At 68.2% G+C, this 14,872-nt stretch carries 13 protein-coding genes; 8 read left to right on the forward strand and 5 right to left on the reverse strand.

Annotated elements, in window-relative coordinates; genetic code table 11:
• From TU34_RS21660 to TU34_RS22600, 4 genes are read left to right on the forward strand one after another with little or no spacing between them, the layout of a single operon-like run.
• A complete protein-coding gene (locus TU34_RS21660) occupies positions 1-1,701 on the forward strand; it encodes an ATP-binding protein (RefSeq protein WP_045824998.1) in 1,701 nt (566 codons plus the stop codon).
• A complete protein-coding gene (locus TU34_RS21665; RefSeq protein WP_150116659.1) occupies positions 1,679-2,362 on the forward strand; it encodes a hypothetical protein in 684 nt (227 codons plus the stop codon). Before TU34_RS21660 ends, TU34_RS21665 begins: the two co-directional genes overlap by 23 nt.
• Positions 2,359-4,113, forward strand: coding sequence for a type IV secretory system conjugative DNA transfer family protein (locus TU34_RS21670; protein ID WP_238981430.1), 1,755 nt, complete (start codon positions 2,359-2,361; stop codon positions 4,111-4,113). The genes TU34_RS21665 and TU34_RS21670 overlap by 4 nt, the downstream gene beginning before the upstream one ends.
• 32 nt (positions 4,114-4,145) lie before the next feature.
• Positions 4,146-4,748 carry a DUF4913 domain-containing protein gene (locus tag TU34_RS22600; protein WP_160298574.1) on the forward strand — a complete coding sequence of 201 codons (603 nt, stop codon included), beginning with the start codon at positions 4,146-4,148 and terminating at the stop codon, positions 4,746-4,748.
• 222 nt (positions 4,749-4,970) lie between these two features.
• Here TU34_RS22600 and TU34_RS21680 read toward each other — a convergent pair whose 3' ends face one another.
• A complete protein-coding gene (locus tag TU34_RS21680) occupies positions 4,971-5,588 on the reverse strand; it encodes a recombinase family protein (RefSeq protein ID WP_045825001.1) in 618 nt (205 codons plus the stop codon).
• A gap of 190 nt (positions 5,589-5,778) precedes the next feature.
• Here TU34_RS21680 and TU34_RS21685 point away from each other — a divergent pair, with 190 nt between their 5' ends.
• The 4 genes from TU34_RS21685 (at position 5,779) to TU34_RS21700 (ending at position 8,572) form a co-directional block, all read left to right on the forward strand.
• The gene (locus tag TU34_RS21685; protein ID WP_045825002.1) at positions 5,779-6,108 is read left to right on the forward strand and encodes an ArsR/SmtB family transcription factor; all 330 of its coding nucleotides are present in this window, start codon (positions 5,779-5,781) and stop codon (positions 6,106-6,108) included.
• Complete coding sequence (locus TU34_RS21690; RefSeq protein WP_045825046.1) at positions 6,108-6,821, forward strand: cation diffusion facilitator family transporter; 714 nt, start codon at positions 6,108-6,110, stop codon at positions 6,819-6,821. The genes TU34_RS21685 and TU34_RS21690 overlap by 1 nt, the downstream gene beginning before the upstream one ends.
• 106 nt (positions 6,822-6,927) lie before the next feature.
• Complete coding sequence (locus TU34_RS21695) at positions 6,928-7,926, forward strand: cation diffusion facilitator family transporter (RefSeq protein WP_045825003.1); 999 nt, start codon at positions 6,928-6,930, stop codon at positions 7,924-7,926.
• A gap of 43 nt (positions 7,927-7,969) precedes the next feature.
• On the forward strand, positions 7,970-8,572 hold the full coding sequence (locus TU34_RS21700) for a methyltransferase family protein (protein WP_045825004.1): 603 nt from the start codon (positions 7,970-7,972) through the stop codon (positions 8,570-8,572).
• A 63-nt stretch (positions 8,573-8,635) separates the two neighbouring features.
• Here the strand turns inward: TU34_RS21700 and TU34_RS21705 are convergent, their stop codons facing one another.
• From TU34_RS21705 to TU34_RS21720, 4 genes are all read right to left on the reverse strand, one after another.
• Positions 8,636-9,907, reverse strand: coding sequence for an MFS transporter (locus TU34_RS21705; protein WP_045825005.1), 1,272 nt, complete (start codon positions 9,905-9,907; stop codon positions 8,636-8,638).
• The gene (locus TU34_RS21710) at positions 9,904-11,031 is read right to left on the reverse strand and encodes a PLP-dependent cysteine synthase family protein (protein ID WP_045825006.1); all 1,128 of its coding nucleotides are present in this window, start codon (positions 11,029-11,031) and stop codon (positions 9,904-9,906) included. The genes TU34_RS21705 and TU34_RS21710 overlap by 4 nt, the downstream gene beginning before the upstream one ends.
• A 90-nt stretch (positions 11,032-11,121) precedes the next feature.
• Entirely contained in the window at positions 11,122-11,523 is a 402-nt protein-coding gene (locus TU34_RS24710; protein ID WP_476756166.1) for a hypothetical protein, read from the reverse strand.
• 342 nt (positions 11,524-11,865) lie between these two features.
• Positions 11,866-14,805 (reverse strand): Tn3 family transposase, encoded by a 2,940-nt coding sequence (locus tag TU34_RS21720; protein WP_203225514.1) that lies wholly within the window; start codon positions 14,803-14,805, stop codon positions 11,866-11,868.
• Positions 14,806-14,872: the final 67 nt, after the last annotated feature.

The raw sequence follows: 14,872 nt of genomic DNA on the forward strand, positions 1-14,872 counted from the left end.
ATGGGAACGCATTCGATCATCGAGGCTGTCGCTGCGCGGCCCTCGCACCTGCCCGACGTCGACGTCGCGGTGGCGGTCGAGGCCGAACGGCTCTCGATGGGCCAGAAGGTGTTGCGGTCACTGGGGTTGGGGCCGCACCCCGACGCTGTCGCCGATACCCCCGGCGAGGTGGGGTTCGACGACATCCCCACCGACCTGCCGTTCGATGTCCTCAACTCCGCTCTGGGGCCGCGCCCGCCGGCGAAAGGCTTCCGGCGTCCGTTCGGTGGCTGGGCTGCCAACGTGGAACCGGGGACCTGGTGGCAGTCGACGACGGCAGAGATGCCGGGGTTCTATCCGTTCCCCGCGCCCAGTGGGGCGCGGGTCCGCGGCGTGCCGATCGGGCGCAACCTGCACACCGCAGAACCGATCGGTCTCGACCCGGCCCAGTGGCTCGTCGACGGCCTGGTCACCAATACCGGGATCTGGGTCCAAGGCCAGCCCGGTATCGGCAAGTCGTCGTTCCTCAAGCGGCTGCTGATGGGGCTGGTCGGGTTCGGGTTCATGGGCATCATCCCCGGCGACCTCAAGGACGAATACACCCCGCTCGTCGACGCGATCGGCGGCGAGGTGTTCCGCATCGGCCGCGGCTTGCATTCGCTCAACCCGCTCGATCGTGGCCCGCTTGTCGCGGTCATCGCCCGCACCACTGGCGCTGAGCGTGACCAGCTCGAGTCGCTGGCCAACAGCCGCCGCCTGGCCCTGTTGGAGTCGCTGCTGGCCATCGTCGGCCGCGCCGAGCTGACCCCGACCGAACGGCTGCTGCTGGGCACGGCAACGGCGATCGCCGACGATGCCGCCGGCATCGAGGAACCGACCATCCCCGACGTGCTGCGCGCCCTCGACCACGGCAGTGATGCGCTGCGCAAGATCATGGCCGTCCCGGCCGCCATCGATGGTGTCGAGGACATGACCTACCAGCGCGAGATCCGGGAGTTCCGCAACACCTTGCACCTGTTGTGCTCCGACAACGGGCCCATCAAGGGGATGTTCGACCGGCCCTCGACGATCAAGGTCACCAAGGACCTGCCCGCGGTGTCGCTGTCACTGTCGGCGATCGAGGACGACGGCGACGACGTCGTCGGCGCGGCGATGCTCTGCTCCTGGACGTGGGGCGCGGCGGTGATCGAGGCCCAACAGGCATCAGGTAACCGCCGCAACATCTTCCAACCCCAAGACGAGCTGTGGCGCGGACTGCGGGCCGGACCCGGCCTGGTCGAGAAGACCGATCGCATGACCCGCCTCAACCGGCACCGCGGCATCGTCTCGGCGCAGTCGACGCACTCGCTGTCCGACCTCGACGCCCTGGCGACCGTCGAGGACCGCGCCAAGGCCCGCGGTATGGCCGCACGTAACGCGATCAAGGTCCTCGGCGGCCTCGACGGCGAGGAGATGAAACGCCTGCATGAGCTGACCCCGTTCACCAGCCGGGAACGGGCCATGGTCACCAGCTGGTCAGCACCGCCGACCTGGGTTCCCGGACAACGCCATCCCGGCCGGGGGAAGTACCTCGTGAAGTCCGGTGCCCGCATGGGGCTTCCGGTGGTCATGGAGTTCGATCCGGCCGAAGCCGCCCTCTACAACACCGACACCGCCTGGAACGGCGTGACCGCCAGCTTCGATACGAAAGGACCGACCCGTGCAGACTCCGACGTCGCTTGATCGCCCGGCGGTGCTGGTGGCACCCACCCGCACCGCTCTGGCCGCCCAGCTACGGCTCAACCCTGACGCCACCGTCATCAGCCCCGACCCGGCCGCGGTGACCGCCGACCGGCGGGCCTGGTGGCCACTGCTCGACGTGTGCGCCGATCAGTCGGTGGCCGCGACCGTGGCCGACCACCTCACCCGGGACCTGCCCTCGAACCTGCGGTTCGCCATCCCCGACGCAGCGACGGTCCTCACCGGGGCGCTGCACGCCGCGGCCCTGGTCGGGTGGCCACCGGTGACCGTGGCCCACATCCTCGACGCCGGGGCCATCCCAACGATCGTCGAGCTGCTCGGCGCTGACGGCGACGACGACCTCGCACTGTGCGTGGCCGCCGCGGCGGGCGACCTCGCGCCCGACCGGGATCTGGTGCGTTACGCAGCCGCGGTCGCGGGGCGTTCTCTGCTGGCCGCGGCCGCCGCGATCACCGGCCCGACCGGCGGCTACGACGCCGGCGGGAGTGGGGTGTGGCGCGAGATCCGCGGTGCCCGATCGGCCACGGTGATCGTGCACACCGACGACACCGCCCTGGGCCACGCCCTCGCCGACCGGGTACTGCTCCTCGCCGCAACCGCACCCACCGCAGCGGCGCAGACACAGCGGGGGTCGGTGGCATGAGCGACAGTCCATCCACCGATCGGCAGATGCAGGCCCTCGGGATCGCCGGAATGGCGGTCATGGGGGCCATCGGTGCCGCGATCATCGGCCACAACCTGCTGGGGTGGCCGGTCTGGATCCCCGTCGTCGCGGTGGTGTTGCTCCTCGCCGCGGTCGGTGCCGGGGCGTACGCGACGCGCTCGTGGTGGTCGCAGAGTCCCGCCGATCGCAAGCTGCGAGACGCCAGCGACCTCGACGACGTCATGGGAACCGGAGCAATCGACAAGGGCGCAGAGCTCCGGGGCCTCGACGACGACGATCCGGCTCGCTCCGGGCTCACCGCCGAGGACGTGGCGATGGCGATCGGCGTTGTCCGCCGCCAGGGCACCACCAAAGGTGGACAGCGGGTCTACAAGACCCTGGAGGACTTCACCCTCATCATCATGGGGCCGCGGTCGAACAAGACCAGCTCGCAGGCTGTTCCACGCATCCTCGCCGCCCGCGGCGCGGTCGTGGCCACCTCGAACAAACCCGATCTGTGGATCTTGACCGCCGCGCTGCGCAAGGAGGTCGGACCGATCTACGCCTACGACCCGGGCCGGATCGCGTTCGTCGAACAGATGTGGTGGTGGAACATCTTGTCCACCGTCGTCGACTACAAGTCGGCCAAACGGGTGGCCACCCACTTCATGGCCGCGGTCGGCACCAACAATCCCGACGGCGGCAACTCCGGATTCTTCGACTCGTCGTCCAAGCAGATGCTGTCGCGGACCCTGCTCGCGGCCGCGGTGTCCGGCAAGTCGATGCGCGACGTCATCGAGTGGATCGACGGCTACTCCGCCGAACCCGTGGAACTGCTGCGCGATCACGGCCTGCACCGTCACGCCCGCGCCCTGGAAGCCCAGTGGGGCCTACCGCAGGAAACGTTGGGCGGCATCCAAGGTGGCGCCTCGGCGGCGTTGGAGTCGCTGCAAGACGAGTCCGACCTGTGCTGGGTGACCCCACCCGAGACGTGGGAGACCCCACCCACCCGCGACATCCCCGAATTGGACCTGTGGACCATCTTTGCCCCGACTGAGAAGGCCGCGCCGACGCTGTACCTGATGACCCAAGAAGGCGCGGAGTCCTCCGGCCCGGTGGTCGCAGCGATGGTCGACCAGATTTTCAAACTCGGTGACCTCGCCGCATCGGCGTCGGGCGGACGCATCAGCCCCGAACCAGTGATCGTCCTCGACGAAGCCGCCAACATCTGCCGGATTCCCGACCTACCCGGGAAAGCCTCGCACCTGGGGTCGAAAGGCGTTCTCGTGGACGTGATCTTGCAGTCCTACCAACAGGGCATGGGGGTGTGGGGGCGCGAAGGCATGGCCGCCATGTGGGGCGCGTCGACCTGCCGCATCATCGGCGCCGGTCTACAAAACGTCGACGACGCCCGCATGATCTCCGACCTCGTCGGCACCCATGAGGTGTGGAAGGAATCGGTCAGCATCGGCCCCGGCGGCAAGACCAAGAACCGCAGCCTCGTTCGCGAACCGATCATGCCGCTCGAGGACGTCGCGGGCATGAGCCGCAACCACGCGCTACTCATCCGCCAGGGCTCCCGCCCGGTGATGCTCGATCTGCTGCCGTGGTACCGCGAGACCGACAGCGCTGCCGCGATCACCAAGCATGCCCGCGAGTACACCTCGGCAGTACGCGACAGCGCGATCCGCGAGCTCGGCGACGACAACCCGCTCGGTGCGCGGCTGCGCCATCGTCTCAGCGCGGTCTAGGACGCGAAGCGCACAAGAGGGGAGTGGTGATGATGAGTGACAACGAGATTGGCGATCTCCGCGATGCTTTGGCGGCATTGCGCGCGCAGCTCGACGACGTCACAAGCCAGTCGGAGATCCAGGCCGAAGGGATGGCCCGACTCGAATCGACGCTGCTGACGCTTGGCGAGACCGGCACCGAGCCCGGCCTGTCGAGTGAATCCGAAGCCGAACCGGAGCCCGACGAGGCCGGTGACAACAGCGGCGGCCATGACGTGCTGTCTGCGGCCGACAACGGGGCCCCGGTTCTCGACGTGCTGCGTCCGTGGGTGATGGCCAACGTCAGCGACTGGTGCGAACGCAAGGTCGCCGCCGGCGGTGGCGGCGGAACACGATGGTGCTCCCGATGGGACCTGCACCCCGAGGCGATCACCCGACTGTGGGCGCTGCGCGCCCAGCAACTGATCGCCGCCGACGAGGGCGCATCGGCGCTGTCGGGGTATCTGCGTGACCACTTCGATCACCACGTCGGGGTACTCACCGGGGCCAGTGGCCCGTTCCACGCCTGCACTCCGGAAAAGCACAGCCCACCCAACGCCCACGACCGCCGGTACCTGCCCACAAGCGCCCCCGGGCTGCGCGCCGTCGCCGGCTGACGACCCGCCGCCACCATGAAGGGGTGCCGTTAAGGATCGTGTCACCAGGTACATGAACGACCGCGCCGTCTCAGCGCCGGTCGGCTTCCGGACCGAGGAGGCTGGTGATGCCACGCATGGCGGGGTTCCGGACTGGTGAGGAAAACAACGACAATGGCTTGACCAGCGGTGATGTCGAGTGGTTCGGGGTGCTGAGCACCGGGTGGATGAACGCTGTGGGCGCTATGCCCGCGGTGCGGCTCCGCTGATGATGCGGTGGATGGTGGAGCGTCCGACGCTGTATTCCTCGGCGAGGTCGGCCAGGCTCGCGTTGTCGTCGGGGTCGTGGTAGCGGCGGTGGATCGTTTTGCGTGCTGCGAGAGGCAGTTTCGGTTGTTTGCCCTTGAGGCGGCCTTTCGCGCGGGCCTTGGCCATGCCCTCGCGGGTGCGCAGGTGGTTCAGGTTCGCCTCGAATTCGGCGACCATGGCGAGGGTTTGCAGGAAGAGCTTGCCGAACGGGTCGTGCCAGTCGTAGATCGAGGTGCCGAGCCCGAACAGCACGTCGCGCTCGCGCAGACCGGTCAGGATCTCCCCAGCTTCGGCCATGTTCCGTGCGAAACGGTCGAACTTCGTTGTCGTCAGCACCACCTGCCGCCCAGTGATGGCCGCGGCGGCCGCGGTGACCGCGGCGAGCGCGTTATCGAGCCCGGTGCGGTTCTTGCGCGTGGTGCCGGAGAAGCCTTTGTCGATGAAGATCCGTTCGCGCGGTACGCCGAGCGCGAGCAGTTGATCGGTCTGGATCTCGAGGTCCTGTTCGTCGGTGGAGCAGCGGCAGTACCCCACCCGAAATGGCTCACCCATGGCCGAATTGTTCCGGATAGCGGGGGTTCACCGGAACGGTTCGCGGAACAGTCTTACGGAACACCCGTGACCTGGGGTCGAACCGGCGTGGCCGGGTGTTCCGCTGGCCGATCGGCTTACGGAACACCACTTACGCCAGAGGAAAAGTTCAGGGGTTCCTGAATACATTTGTTTCTGTACTATTTGAGTGGTGGAAACATTGCTGCACCGCGACGCGCTGGCCCGCTTCGGTCACGCGCTCTCGGATCCGACCCGCACCCAGATCCTGCTGAGCCTGCGCACCGGCCCGGCCTACCCGTCGGAGTTGGCCGAGACGATCGGGGTATCGCGCCAGATCCTGTCCAACCATCTCGCCTGCTTGCGCGGGTGCGGGTTGGTCGTCGCGGTCCCGGAAGGCCGGCGTAGCCGTTATGAGCTCGCCGATCGCCGGATCGGGCACGCCCTGGATGATCTGCTGGGCCTGGTCCTGGCCGTCGATCCGGCCTGCTGCGCGGCCACCGACACCCAGGAGTGCTGCTGATGTCGGCTCCGCTCGGTATGCCCTCACTGCCCTCGGCCGTGACACTGTCGGGCCCCTCGCCGCAGCGGCGGGCGTTGCTGACACGGCGGATCCGCTGGTTCGTGGCTGCGACCATCACCTACAACGTCCTCGAGGCGATCATCGCGTTGAGCGAGGGTGCGCGGGCGTCCTCGACCGCGCTGATCGGGTTCGGCTTGGACTCGGTGATCGAGGTGTCCTCGGCGGCTGCGGTGGCCTGGCAGTTCGCCGGCCGCGACCCGCAGGCGCGGGAGAAGATCGCGTTGCGGATCATCGCGTTCTCGTTCTTCGCCCTCGCGGCCTACGTCGCCATCGACTCCGTTCGCGGCCTGCTCGGCGTGAGCGAGGCCCGGCACTCACCGATCGGCATCACCCTGGCCGCAGTGAGCTTGGCGGTCATGCCGGTCCTGTCCGCCGCGCAGCGACGCGCCGGGCGCGAACTCGGATCCGCTTCCGCGGTCGCCGATTCCAAACAGACCTTGTTGTGCACGTATCTCTCGGCGGTGCTGCTGGTCGGGTTGGTGCTCAACAGCGTGTTCGGGTGGTCGTGGGCCGACCCGATCGCGGCTCTGGTGATCGCGGTCATCGCGGTCAAGGAAGGCCTCAACGCCTGGCGTGGGGACCCCTGTTGCCCGGCGCCGACCGCCCTGGGCGCGAACACCTCACCTGAGCGCGACTGCGACTGCTGCGACTGAGACGCACCGCCGGGGTGGGCCGATCCGGCCCTCCCGGACGATTGCATTTATTGCGATGCGTGCATATGGTGTGGACCGTTGTTGACAGCGAGGGAGAGGGCGGCCAATGGGTGCCGGACACGATCACGGGCACGCACACGGAGCCGGCGGGCACGGGGGCCATACGCACGGCGCGAGCGCCGACAGCGATAAACGCTGGCTGAGCGGTGCGTTGGCGGTGATCGTGGTGTTCATGGCCGGTGAGGTGGTCGTCGGTGTGATCGCCGGGTCGCTGGCGTTGCTGTCGGATGCCGCGCACATGCTCACCGACGCCGCGTCGATCGCGTTGGCGTTGTGGGCGATCGCGTTGGCCGCGCGCCCGGCGGCGGGGCGGATGACGTTCGGGTGGAAACGCGCGGAGATCTTGTCCGCGCAGGTCAACGGTATGACGTTGTTGGTGTTGGCGGGCTGGCTGGGGTTCGAGGCGATCCGGCGGCTGCTGAACCCCCCGGAGGTGACCGGCGGGTTGGTGCTGATCACCGCACTGGTCGGTGTCGTGGTGAACGTGGCCGCAAGCGCGATGATCAGCCGTGCCAACCGCACCAGCCTCAATGTCGAGGGCGCGTTCCAGCACATCCTCAACGATCTGTTCGCGTTCATCGCCACCGCGATCGCCGGTGCGGTCATCCTGGTGACCGGGTTCGCACGCGCGGACGCGATCGCGTCGCTGGTCGTGGTGGCGCTGATGCTCAAGGCCGGGGTGAGCCTGGTGCGCGCTTCGACCCGGGTGTTCCTCGAGGCCGCTCCAGCGAACATCGACCCGGACGAGGTCGGTCGCGTAATGGCCGCGGTCGATGCGGTGGTGGAGGTGCACGACCTGCACATCTGGGAGATCACCTCCGGGTCCCCGGCCCTGTCCGCGCACGTGCTGGTGCAACCGGGTAGCGACTGCCATACCGCCCGCACCGCGCTCGCGGCGCTGCTCGAGCACGACTATCACATCGACCACGCCACTTTGCAGGTCGATCACGCCGAACCCGAGTTGTTGCAACTGGGCCAGGCACAGCCCGGCGCGCACTGCGAGGATTCGCACGGTCCCGCGCACCGCAACCCGGGCATCGGCTGAGGCACACTCCACCTACCGGTGGGCACTGGAGGAAGGCACTCTCATGGTGGTCCTCGCGTTCGTTCTCTATCTCGTGTTCGGTGTTCTCGGATTCGGTTGGCGCAGTTGGCAACAGCACCGGCGGACCGGCTCGAGCGGGTTCCGTGGAATCAGTGGTGCGCCCGGGTCGCCCGAGTGGTTGGCCGGTGCAGGGTTCGTCGTGGCGTTGGCGGCCGGGGTCGCGGCGCCGGTGGGGCAACTACTCGGGTGGCTCACACCCCTGCAGGTGCTGGACACCACCGCGATTCACGTCCTGGGTGCGGTGCTGGCCGTGACCGGTATCGCCGCGACGATGTATGCCCAGCGAGATATGGGCGAGTCGTGGCGTGTGGGAGTCGATGCCACCGAGACCACGACCCTGGTGCGGGGCGGGGTGTTCGCGCTGGTGCGCAACCCGATCTTCACCGCGATGGTGCTCTTCGCGATCGGGATCGCGGGGATGATCCCCAACCCGGTGGCGTTGCTCGCGGTGGCACTGCTGCTGGCCTGCATCCAGGTGCAGGTCCGTGTGGTGGAAGAACCGTATCTGGCGCGCTGCCACGGCACCCCCTACCGGGAGTACACGCGCACCGTGGGCCGGTTCGTGCCCGGTCTCGGACGCGGCTGACCCGGACCCGAAACCGGTGGCGGCTGCCCGCACCACGTGCGGGCAGCCCACGGCCACCTGCGGTTATCGCGCGGCCGAGACCGGCGCGGGCGCGGGGATATCGAGAGCTCCCGCGCGTCGCAGCAGGTGCAGGCCCGTCGCGCACAGCACCCCGACCGCGCACAGCCCCGCCCACAGCAGCGCATCCAGCCCGGCGCGGTGCGCGGCACCGGCCAGCGCGCCGGTGCCGAGGTTGCCTACCAGGATCCCGATCCCGATCCCGACCACGGTGTTGTAGAAGCCGTAGTGGGTGCCCACGCGCCGTTCACGCGCCAGCGAGACGATGGTGTCCATCTCGAACGGGAACACCGCCGCCGCACCGATCGCCAGCACCGCCGCGCAGGCCAGGAGTGCGCCGATCGCCGCCGCGGTGCCGAAGGTGTCCGCGGTGGGGATCAGCAGCAGCGGCACGAACGCCGCGGCCAGGACCACCACCCCGATGATCAGTCCACCGCGCCGGCCCCACCGCGCGCTGAACCACCCGGTGATGCGCAGCTGGCCCGCGACGGACAGCCCGCCGTACACCACGAACACCACCGCCATCAGCACGCTCGTGTTCTGTTGTCCCACAATGTTTTCCGCGTGCAGTGGCAGTGCCAGATACACCTGGAAGGACAGCACGTACGCGCCGATCATCGCGACCGAGAACAGCACGAACGGGCGGTTGCCCGCGATCGCGCGCCAGTCCCGCCACACCGACTCGCGTGCGGCGTCGGGGTGCGCGCGATGCTGCGGCAGCGCCGCGAGCTGCGCGAGAGTCAACACCGCGAATACCACCGCCGCGCACAGCGCGGTGAGGCGGAAATCGACACCCAGCAACGCGATCCCTACCAGCGGTCCCGCCAGCATCCCGCCCTGGTAGAACACGTTGAACAGCGCGAACGCCTCCACCCGCCGTTCCCCGGCGTCCGCGGCGAGGTAGGCGCGCACCGCCGGGTTGAACAATGCGCCCGCCAGTCCCGTCGCGCCCGAGGCGATCAGCAGCGCAGGGAGGGTGTCGGCGAACGCCAGGAGCGCGAATCCCGCGGTGCGCAGCACACACCCGGCCACGATCAACGGTTTGTAGCCGAGCCGGTCGGCCAGGGTGCCCCCGAGCAGGAACATGCCCTGCTGGGAGAAGTTACGTACCCCGAGCACGAGCCCGACCGTCCAGGCCGCCAAACCCAGTGAGCCCGAGAGATATCCGGCCAGATAGGGCATGAGCATGTAGAAGCCCAGGTTGATGCCGAACTGATTGACCATCAACAACCGGGCAGGCCGATCGAAAGTGCGGTAGGCGGACAGTACACCGATCACCGTGCCACCTCGGCCTCGGTGCGCATGGTGTGCGCGCGCGGATCGGTGACCACCGCGCAGCGGGTCCAGGTGCGCACCACCCGCTGGCCGGGGTGCTCGAGAGTGTCGGGCTCGGTCGGAGGATCGGCGTCCAGCAGCCCGTGCTCGGCGCACCAGGGGTCGTTGAAGACGGTGTCGGTGTAGCGGTGCGGTCCGTCGGGAAACACCGCGACCACCCGCGTGTGGAGCGGGTGTTGCCCGGCGACCCACCCGGCCACCAACGCGACCGCTCCCACGCTCCACCCGCCGGTGGCGTAATGCGTGCTCGCCAATGTTCGTGCCGCCCACACCGCTTCAGCCGGGGCGACCCAGTGCACCTCGTCGAACGCGCCGTAGTCCACGTTACGGGGGTGGATGCTCGAGCCGAGTCCGCGCATCAGCCGGGGCCCGGCGGGCTGACCGAAGATCGTCGAGGCGATGGTGTCCACACCGATCAACCGCATCCCCGGATGGAACCGGCGCAACACCCGCGCGATCCCGGCCGAATGCCCGCCCGTGCCGACCGCGCACACCAGCACATCCACCCGCCCCACCTGGTTCAGCAACTCCAAGGCCAGCCCGTCGTAGGCCTCGGCGTTGTCGGGATTGCTGTACTGATCCGGACACCACGCCCCCGGGTCCCGGACGAGCAACTGTGCGACCCGCTCGCGGCGCGCCTGCTGCCAGCCCCCGACCGGATGCGCGGTGGTGACCAGATCCACCCGCGCCCCGTACGCGCCCAGCAGTGCGTGCATCAGCGGTTCCATGCCCGGGTCGGTGACCAGGGTGACCGGATGCCGGTACGCCACCCCTGCCAGCGCCAATCCGAGACCCAGTGTGCCGCTGGTGGATTCGATGATCCGGGCACCGGGCAACAGGTCCCCGCGCGCGCGGGCCCGTTCGACCATGTGCAGGGCGGGCCGATCCTTGATCCCGCCCGGGTTGTGGCCTTCGAGCTTGGCCCAGAACCCGTGGCCGGCCGGTGCCAACGGTGGTCCGATCCGTAGGACCGGGGTGTTGCCGACCAGGGCTTCGGGCCGTGCGCAGCGGCCCGCGCAGGCCAGTGCGGTGGTGGTGGGCAGGGTGTCGAGCACAGCGTCGTTCATGAAAGAAGTCCGTTCTGTTCGGCAGAGCGCTGACCGGGCAGCGGTCACCGGCCGGGCGGGCACCTCACACCCGGGCCTGACGCTGACCGGTCAGCGTCGGCAGATACAGAAACGGATCAGAATTCCCGCACCGCCGCACACGGCACGGCGTGTCGTGGGTGGACCCCGCCGCGAAAGCGCGGGCCGGCCCGAGAGCCCGGCCACCGCAACGAGCGGAGGGACCATCCACCCGCGGGTGCTCTCCTCGCGCCCGAGAGTCGTGGCCGCCAGCAGCGATTCGTGTGCCGCGTGCTCGCACCGATCCCCCTCACGGCCCGCGTGATCGATACTCCCGCCGACGACGGGCACATTCGGGGTGGCCGCCACCGACGCGGTGGCGCGCCCGTCCGCCGCCAGGGCCCGGCACTCGCTCACCCCCAGAACCAACACCAGCACCGTCAGCATCAACGCCACGACGCTCACCAGCACCGGAGGGCGGACGCAGCGGCTCACGGCCGCCGATCCTACGCCGATTCCACCGCGATCATGATCACCATCACACTCCGGTCAACACCCGGCTCCCACGCTCTGAACAGGCCGAAGCCAGTGCCCTCGGCAACTTGGCCATGGCGCCGGACCCCTCGACGACACGGGGCCCGGCCCCGCTCGACCGCCGATTTCGCGCACCGCCACCACGCACCCTCGCCCCACCGCCACACCGGAATCACCCGTCACTACCTCGGCCGAGTGAGAGCGGGAATCGCCGCGCTGCGCCCGGTACACGCTCACCCACCCCCGCCTCAGAACAGGGTGTCGCACACCCGCAGCGGCCGTACCCCCTTCAGCCGGGGGGGCTCAGCCGCTGAGGGTGAGGCGGCTGGTCATGTTCAGTTTCACCTCGCCGTAGGGCAGGATGTGTTCCCAGAACAGCGGGGTCACTCCGCGTTTGTCGGCCGGTGTGGTCAGGATGTCGCCGGTGTCGGGGTCGTCGAGAACGTCTTGGATCATGAGGGTGTTGACGTAGACGAGGGACGCTTGCAAGATCCGCAGGCACTGCACGCTCAGCTCTTGCTCGTCGGCGCGGTTGGACGCCATCTCCCCGGTCTTGCCGTAGTAGATCACGCTGTTGGCGCGGTTCCAGGACTCGATGACGTTGAGCCCTTCCTCGATCTCCCTTTGAAGTTCTCGGCTGCGCAGGTAGCGGCACAGAAAGATGGTCTTCTGCACCCTCCCGAGTTCGATCATCGCCTGGTAGGTGGGGTGGTTGGCGTTGGCCTTCATGAACCGCCGCAGGATGGCTTCGGTCGAGGCGGTACCAGTGCGGATCGCGGTCGCGTATTTGACCATCTGGTCGTATTGCTGGGCGATCAACTCCCAGCGGATCGGGCGCGTCATCGCCGGCCGCAACTCCGGCCACAGATCCGCCTGTCCGGCGGCCGGTCGATACAGCTTGCACTTGTTGATCCGCTTGATCCGCGGCAGCAGATCGAACCCCAGCAGTTTCGTGACACCGAACCCGATTTCGGACTGGCCGTGACTGTCGACATAGTTCGATTCGACGCTCATCTCGGTGCCGTGGCGGACCGCGCCTTCAACCATCGCGTGCACCTCGCTGGCGGAGCAGTTGATCCGCTGCGAGTGGATCACCACCGATCCCTTCTCCACCGACCAGTAGATCAGCACGCCACGCCCGCCATAGCGGGAATGCCACTCGGTGAAGATGTTCTGATCCCACGACCCGAAATGCGTCGAATCCGACGCGACCGCCGTCGAGCCCTCGCCCCACACGCTGGGACTGCGCACCCGGAAGGTGGCGTTGGCGATCTCGATGCCGATCTGCCGCGCCGCCTCCGCCGTCAGATAACGCCGACGTACGTAGCGGATGTCCTCCTCGCTGTGGCGGTGATCGCCACCGGCGACCGACCGGATGCCGGTGTTGGTTCCGTAGGCGTAGATCCCCAGCAGCAGGCGTTCGGCCAGCACGTCCTCGGGGATGAATCCGCGGTCCGCGACCGAGGTCACCGATCTCAGGCACCCAGTGCGCAGCACCGTCTCCTTGACCATGTCGATCAGCGGCACCTGTCCCCACCGGGTACGCACGGCCTTCTTCAGCTTGCGCAGGTTCGTCGGCTCGGGCTGCTTGGGCACCGGCGCCAGCTTGATCGCACCGGCCTTGCGCTCTTTGATCTCGAGCCATTCGCATTTCGGTACGGCCTCGGCCAGCGCATCGAGTTCGGCGCCCATCTCGGCCTGCATCGACGCGATGAACTCGGCACCGTCGAGTGGTTTGCGCAGCGCCTCGTAGTGCTCGACGCGGCGTTCCTCGAAATCGGTGGGCAGATCCTGAGCCGGGTTGCGCCACTTACCCGCGCCGAGGACCCAGATCTCCTTGCACCGCAACTGTTCCCGCAACGCCTGGAACGTGCACACCTCATACACCATCCGCACCACACGCTGTGTGCCGCGCCTGTCGGTGTGATAGACCAGCTCGAGCCAGTCCGCGCTCACCCCCCGATGCGCCGGGACGGTTTCCTCGACCGGGTAGTAGCGCAGGGCACCCGAGGCATGGCGGCCGATCAGCTCCAGCGCATCCAGCACCGGGCGGTGGGCGGTGTTGTTACTGCGGAACTCCAACACCGACAGCAGTTTGATCATCCCGGTCCGGTAGTGGTTGGTGTAGGAGCCCTTCAGCGTCGCCTTCACCGTCCGCTGATACGTCGGGCCCGAGGTTTTGAACTCGGCCACCAGATCGCGCAGCACCTGCTGCGGGGCGACCGGGAACACCGTGTCGCGCACCAGCGCATCCCCGGCATCCACGGTCGCCTCAGCGACCTTGAACAGCAGGTTCTCCTTGCCAGTGACCCGCTTGAACTCCTTGATCAGCTGCTCGGTGACCCGCACCTCGGCGCGGGCGTTGATCCGATGCACCGTGGAATTCAGCAATTCGACAAGGGTGTCGGTCAGTTCCCGCGCCCGGCAGTGCAACAGCGCCGCCAACAACGTCAACGCCACCTCCGGGGCGTGTTCGCGCAGGTGGCTCGGCGACTCGCCCGACGCCCGGGCCCGCCAGCCCATCACGATCTTCGGCGCGACATCGGCGAACACGTCACCGGGCACACCGATCGCCCGCACCGCCTCCAGCTTCGCGATCTCGGTCAGCATCGTGTTCAAGCTGACCGCACCCGGGTCCGAGCGGATCGCCGCGAACACCGTTGGCCCGTCCTCGATCTCGGCGTCGCTGTCCCCGATACCGATCAACGCGAACATCCGGTCGGCTGCATCATCGGGCAGCCGGGATGAGACACGCGCGAACAACAGCTCCTCGCCCCGGCTCAACGCCGAACGCACGATACGATCGACCCGCCCGGCCGTCGGCGGCTCGATCCGCTCGCCCCGGCAGCGCGCCAACAGAGCCTCACGCACCACATCGGCGCCCCGCGCAACCTGGGTGAGGTTGTCCACCAGCCAGTCGGTCAGCGCGTCGGCGTCGGCCACCGAACACTCATGAAAGCCCAGCGCGTGGCGAACCTGGGCACGATGGGCCTTACTCGTCCGCCCAGTGAAGTCGTAGAACGCGATGTCGGTGCGCATGGTCCCGACTTGACGAGCCACGTACTCGACCGCGTCGTCACCGATTTCGCTCCGGCCTCGCGGGAAACGGCCCGTCTCGGTGTAGAACCGCAGCATCAGGGCGAACCCGAGTTTCGCCGGGCCGCGTTTCGACGCAACCAGCCCCAGTTCCTCATCGACCAGCGTCCACCGATCGATCAACTCATCTTGGTCGAGCTCCCTCATCACGGCGAAAGCTACACCGCACTGCCCCTTGGCAACTGGGTTTTCGCGGCCTTCATGTACCTGATGA

Source organism: Williamsia herbipolensis, from assembly GCF_000964005.1.
In the GTDB taxonomy this organism is placed as follows: domain Bacteria; phylum Actinomycetota; class Actinomycetes; order Mycobacteriales; family Mycobacteriaceae; genus Williamsia_A; species Williamsia_A herbipolensis.

Excerpts from the sequence above, each read along its gene's own strand:
- TU34_RS21660 (WP_045824998.1), top strand. The coding sequence starts at position 1 with ATGGGAACGCATTCGATCATCGAGGCTGTCGCTGCGCGGCCCTCGCAC.
- TU34_RS22600 (WP_160298574.1), top strand. The coding sequence starts at position 4,146 with ATGAGTGACAACGAGATTGGCGATCTCCGCGATGCTTTGGCGGCATTG.
- TU34_RS21670 (WP_238981430.1), top strand. The coding sequence starts at position 2,359 with ATGAGCGACAGTCCATCCACCGATCGGCAGATGCAGGCCCTCGGGATC.
- TU34_RS21720 (WP_203225514.1), bottom strand. The coding sequence starts at position 14,805 with ATGAGGGAGCTCGACCAAGATGAGTTGATCGATCGGTGGACGCTGGTC.
- TU34_RS21710 (WP_045825006.1), bottom strand. The coding sequence starts at position 11,031 with ATGAACGACGCTGTGCTCGACACCCTGCCCACCACCACCGCACTGGCC.
- TU34_RS21680 (WP_045825001.1), bottom strand. The coding sequence starts at position 5,588 with ATGGGTGAGCCATTTCGGGTGGGGTACTGCCGCTGCTCCACCGACGAA.
- TU34_RS21695 (WP_045825003.1), top strand. The coding sequence starts at position 6,928 with ATGGGTGCCGGACACGATCACGGGCACGCACACGGAGCCGGCGGGCAC.
- TU34_RS21700 (WP_045825004.1), top strand. The coding sequence starts at position 7,970 with ATGGTGGTCCTCGCGTTCGTTCTCTATCTCGTGTTCGGTGTTCTCGGA.
- TU34_RS21690 (WP_045825046.1), top strand. The coding sequence starts at position 6,108 with ATGTCGGCTCCGCTCGGTATGCCCTCACTGCCCTCGGCCGTGACACTG.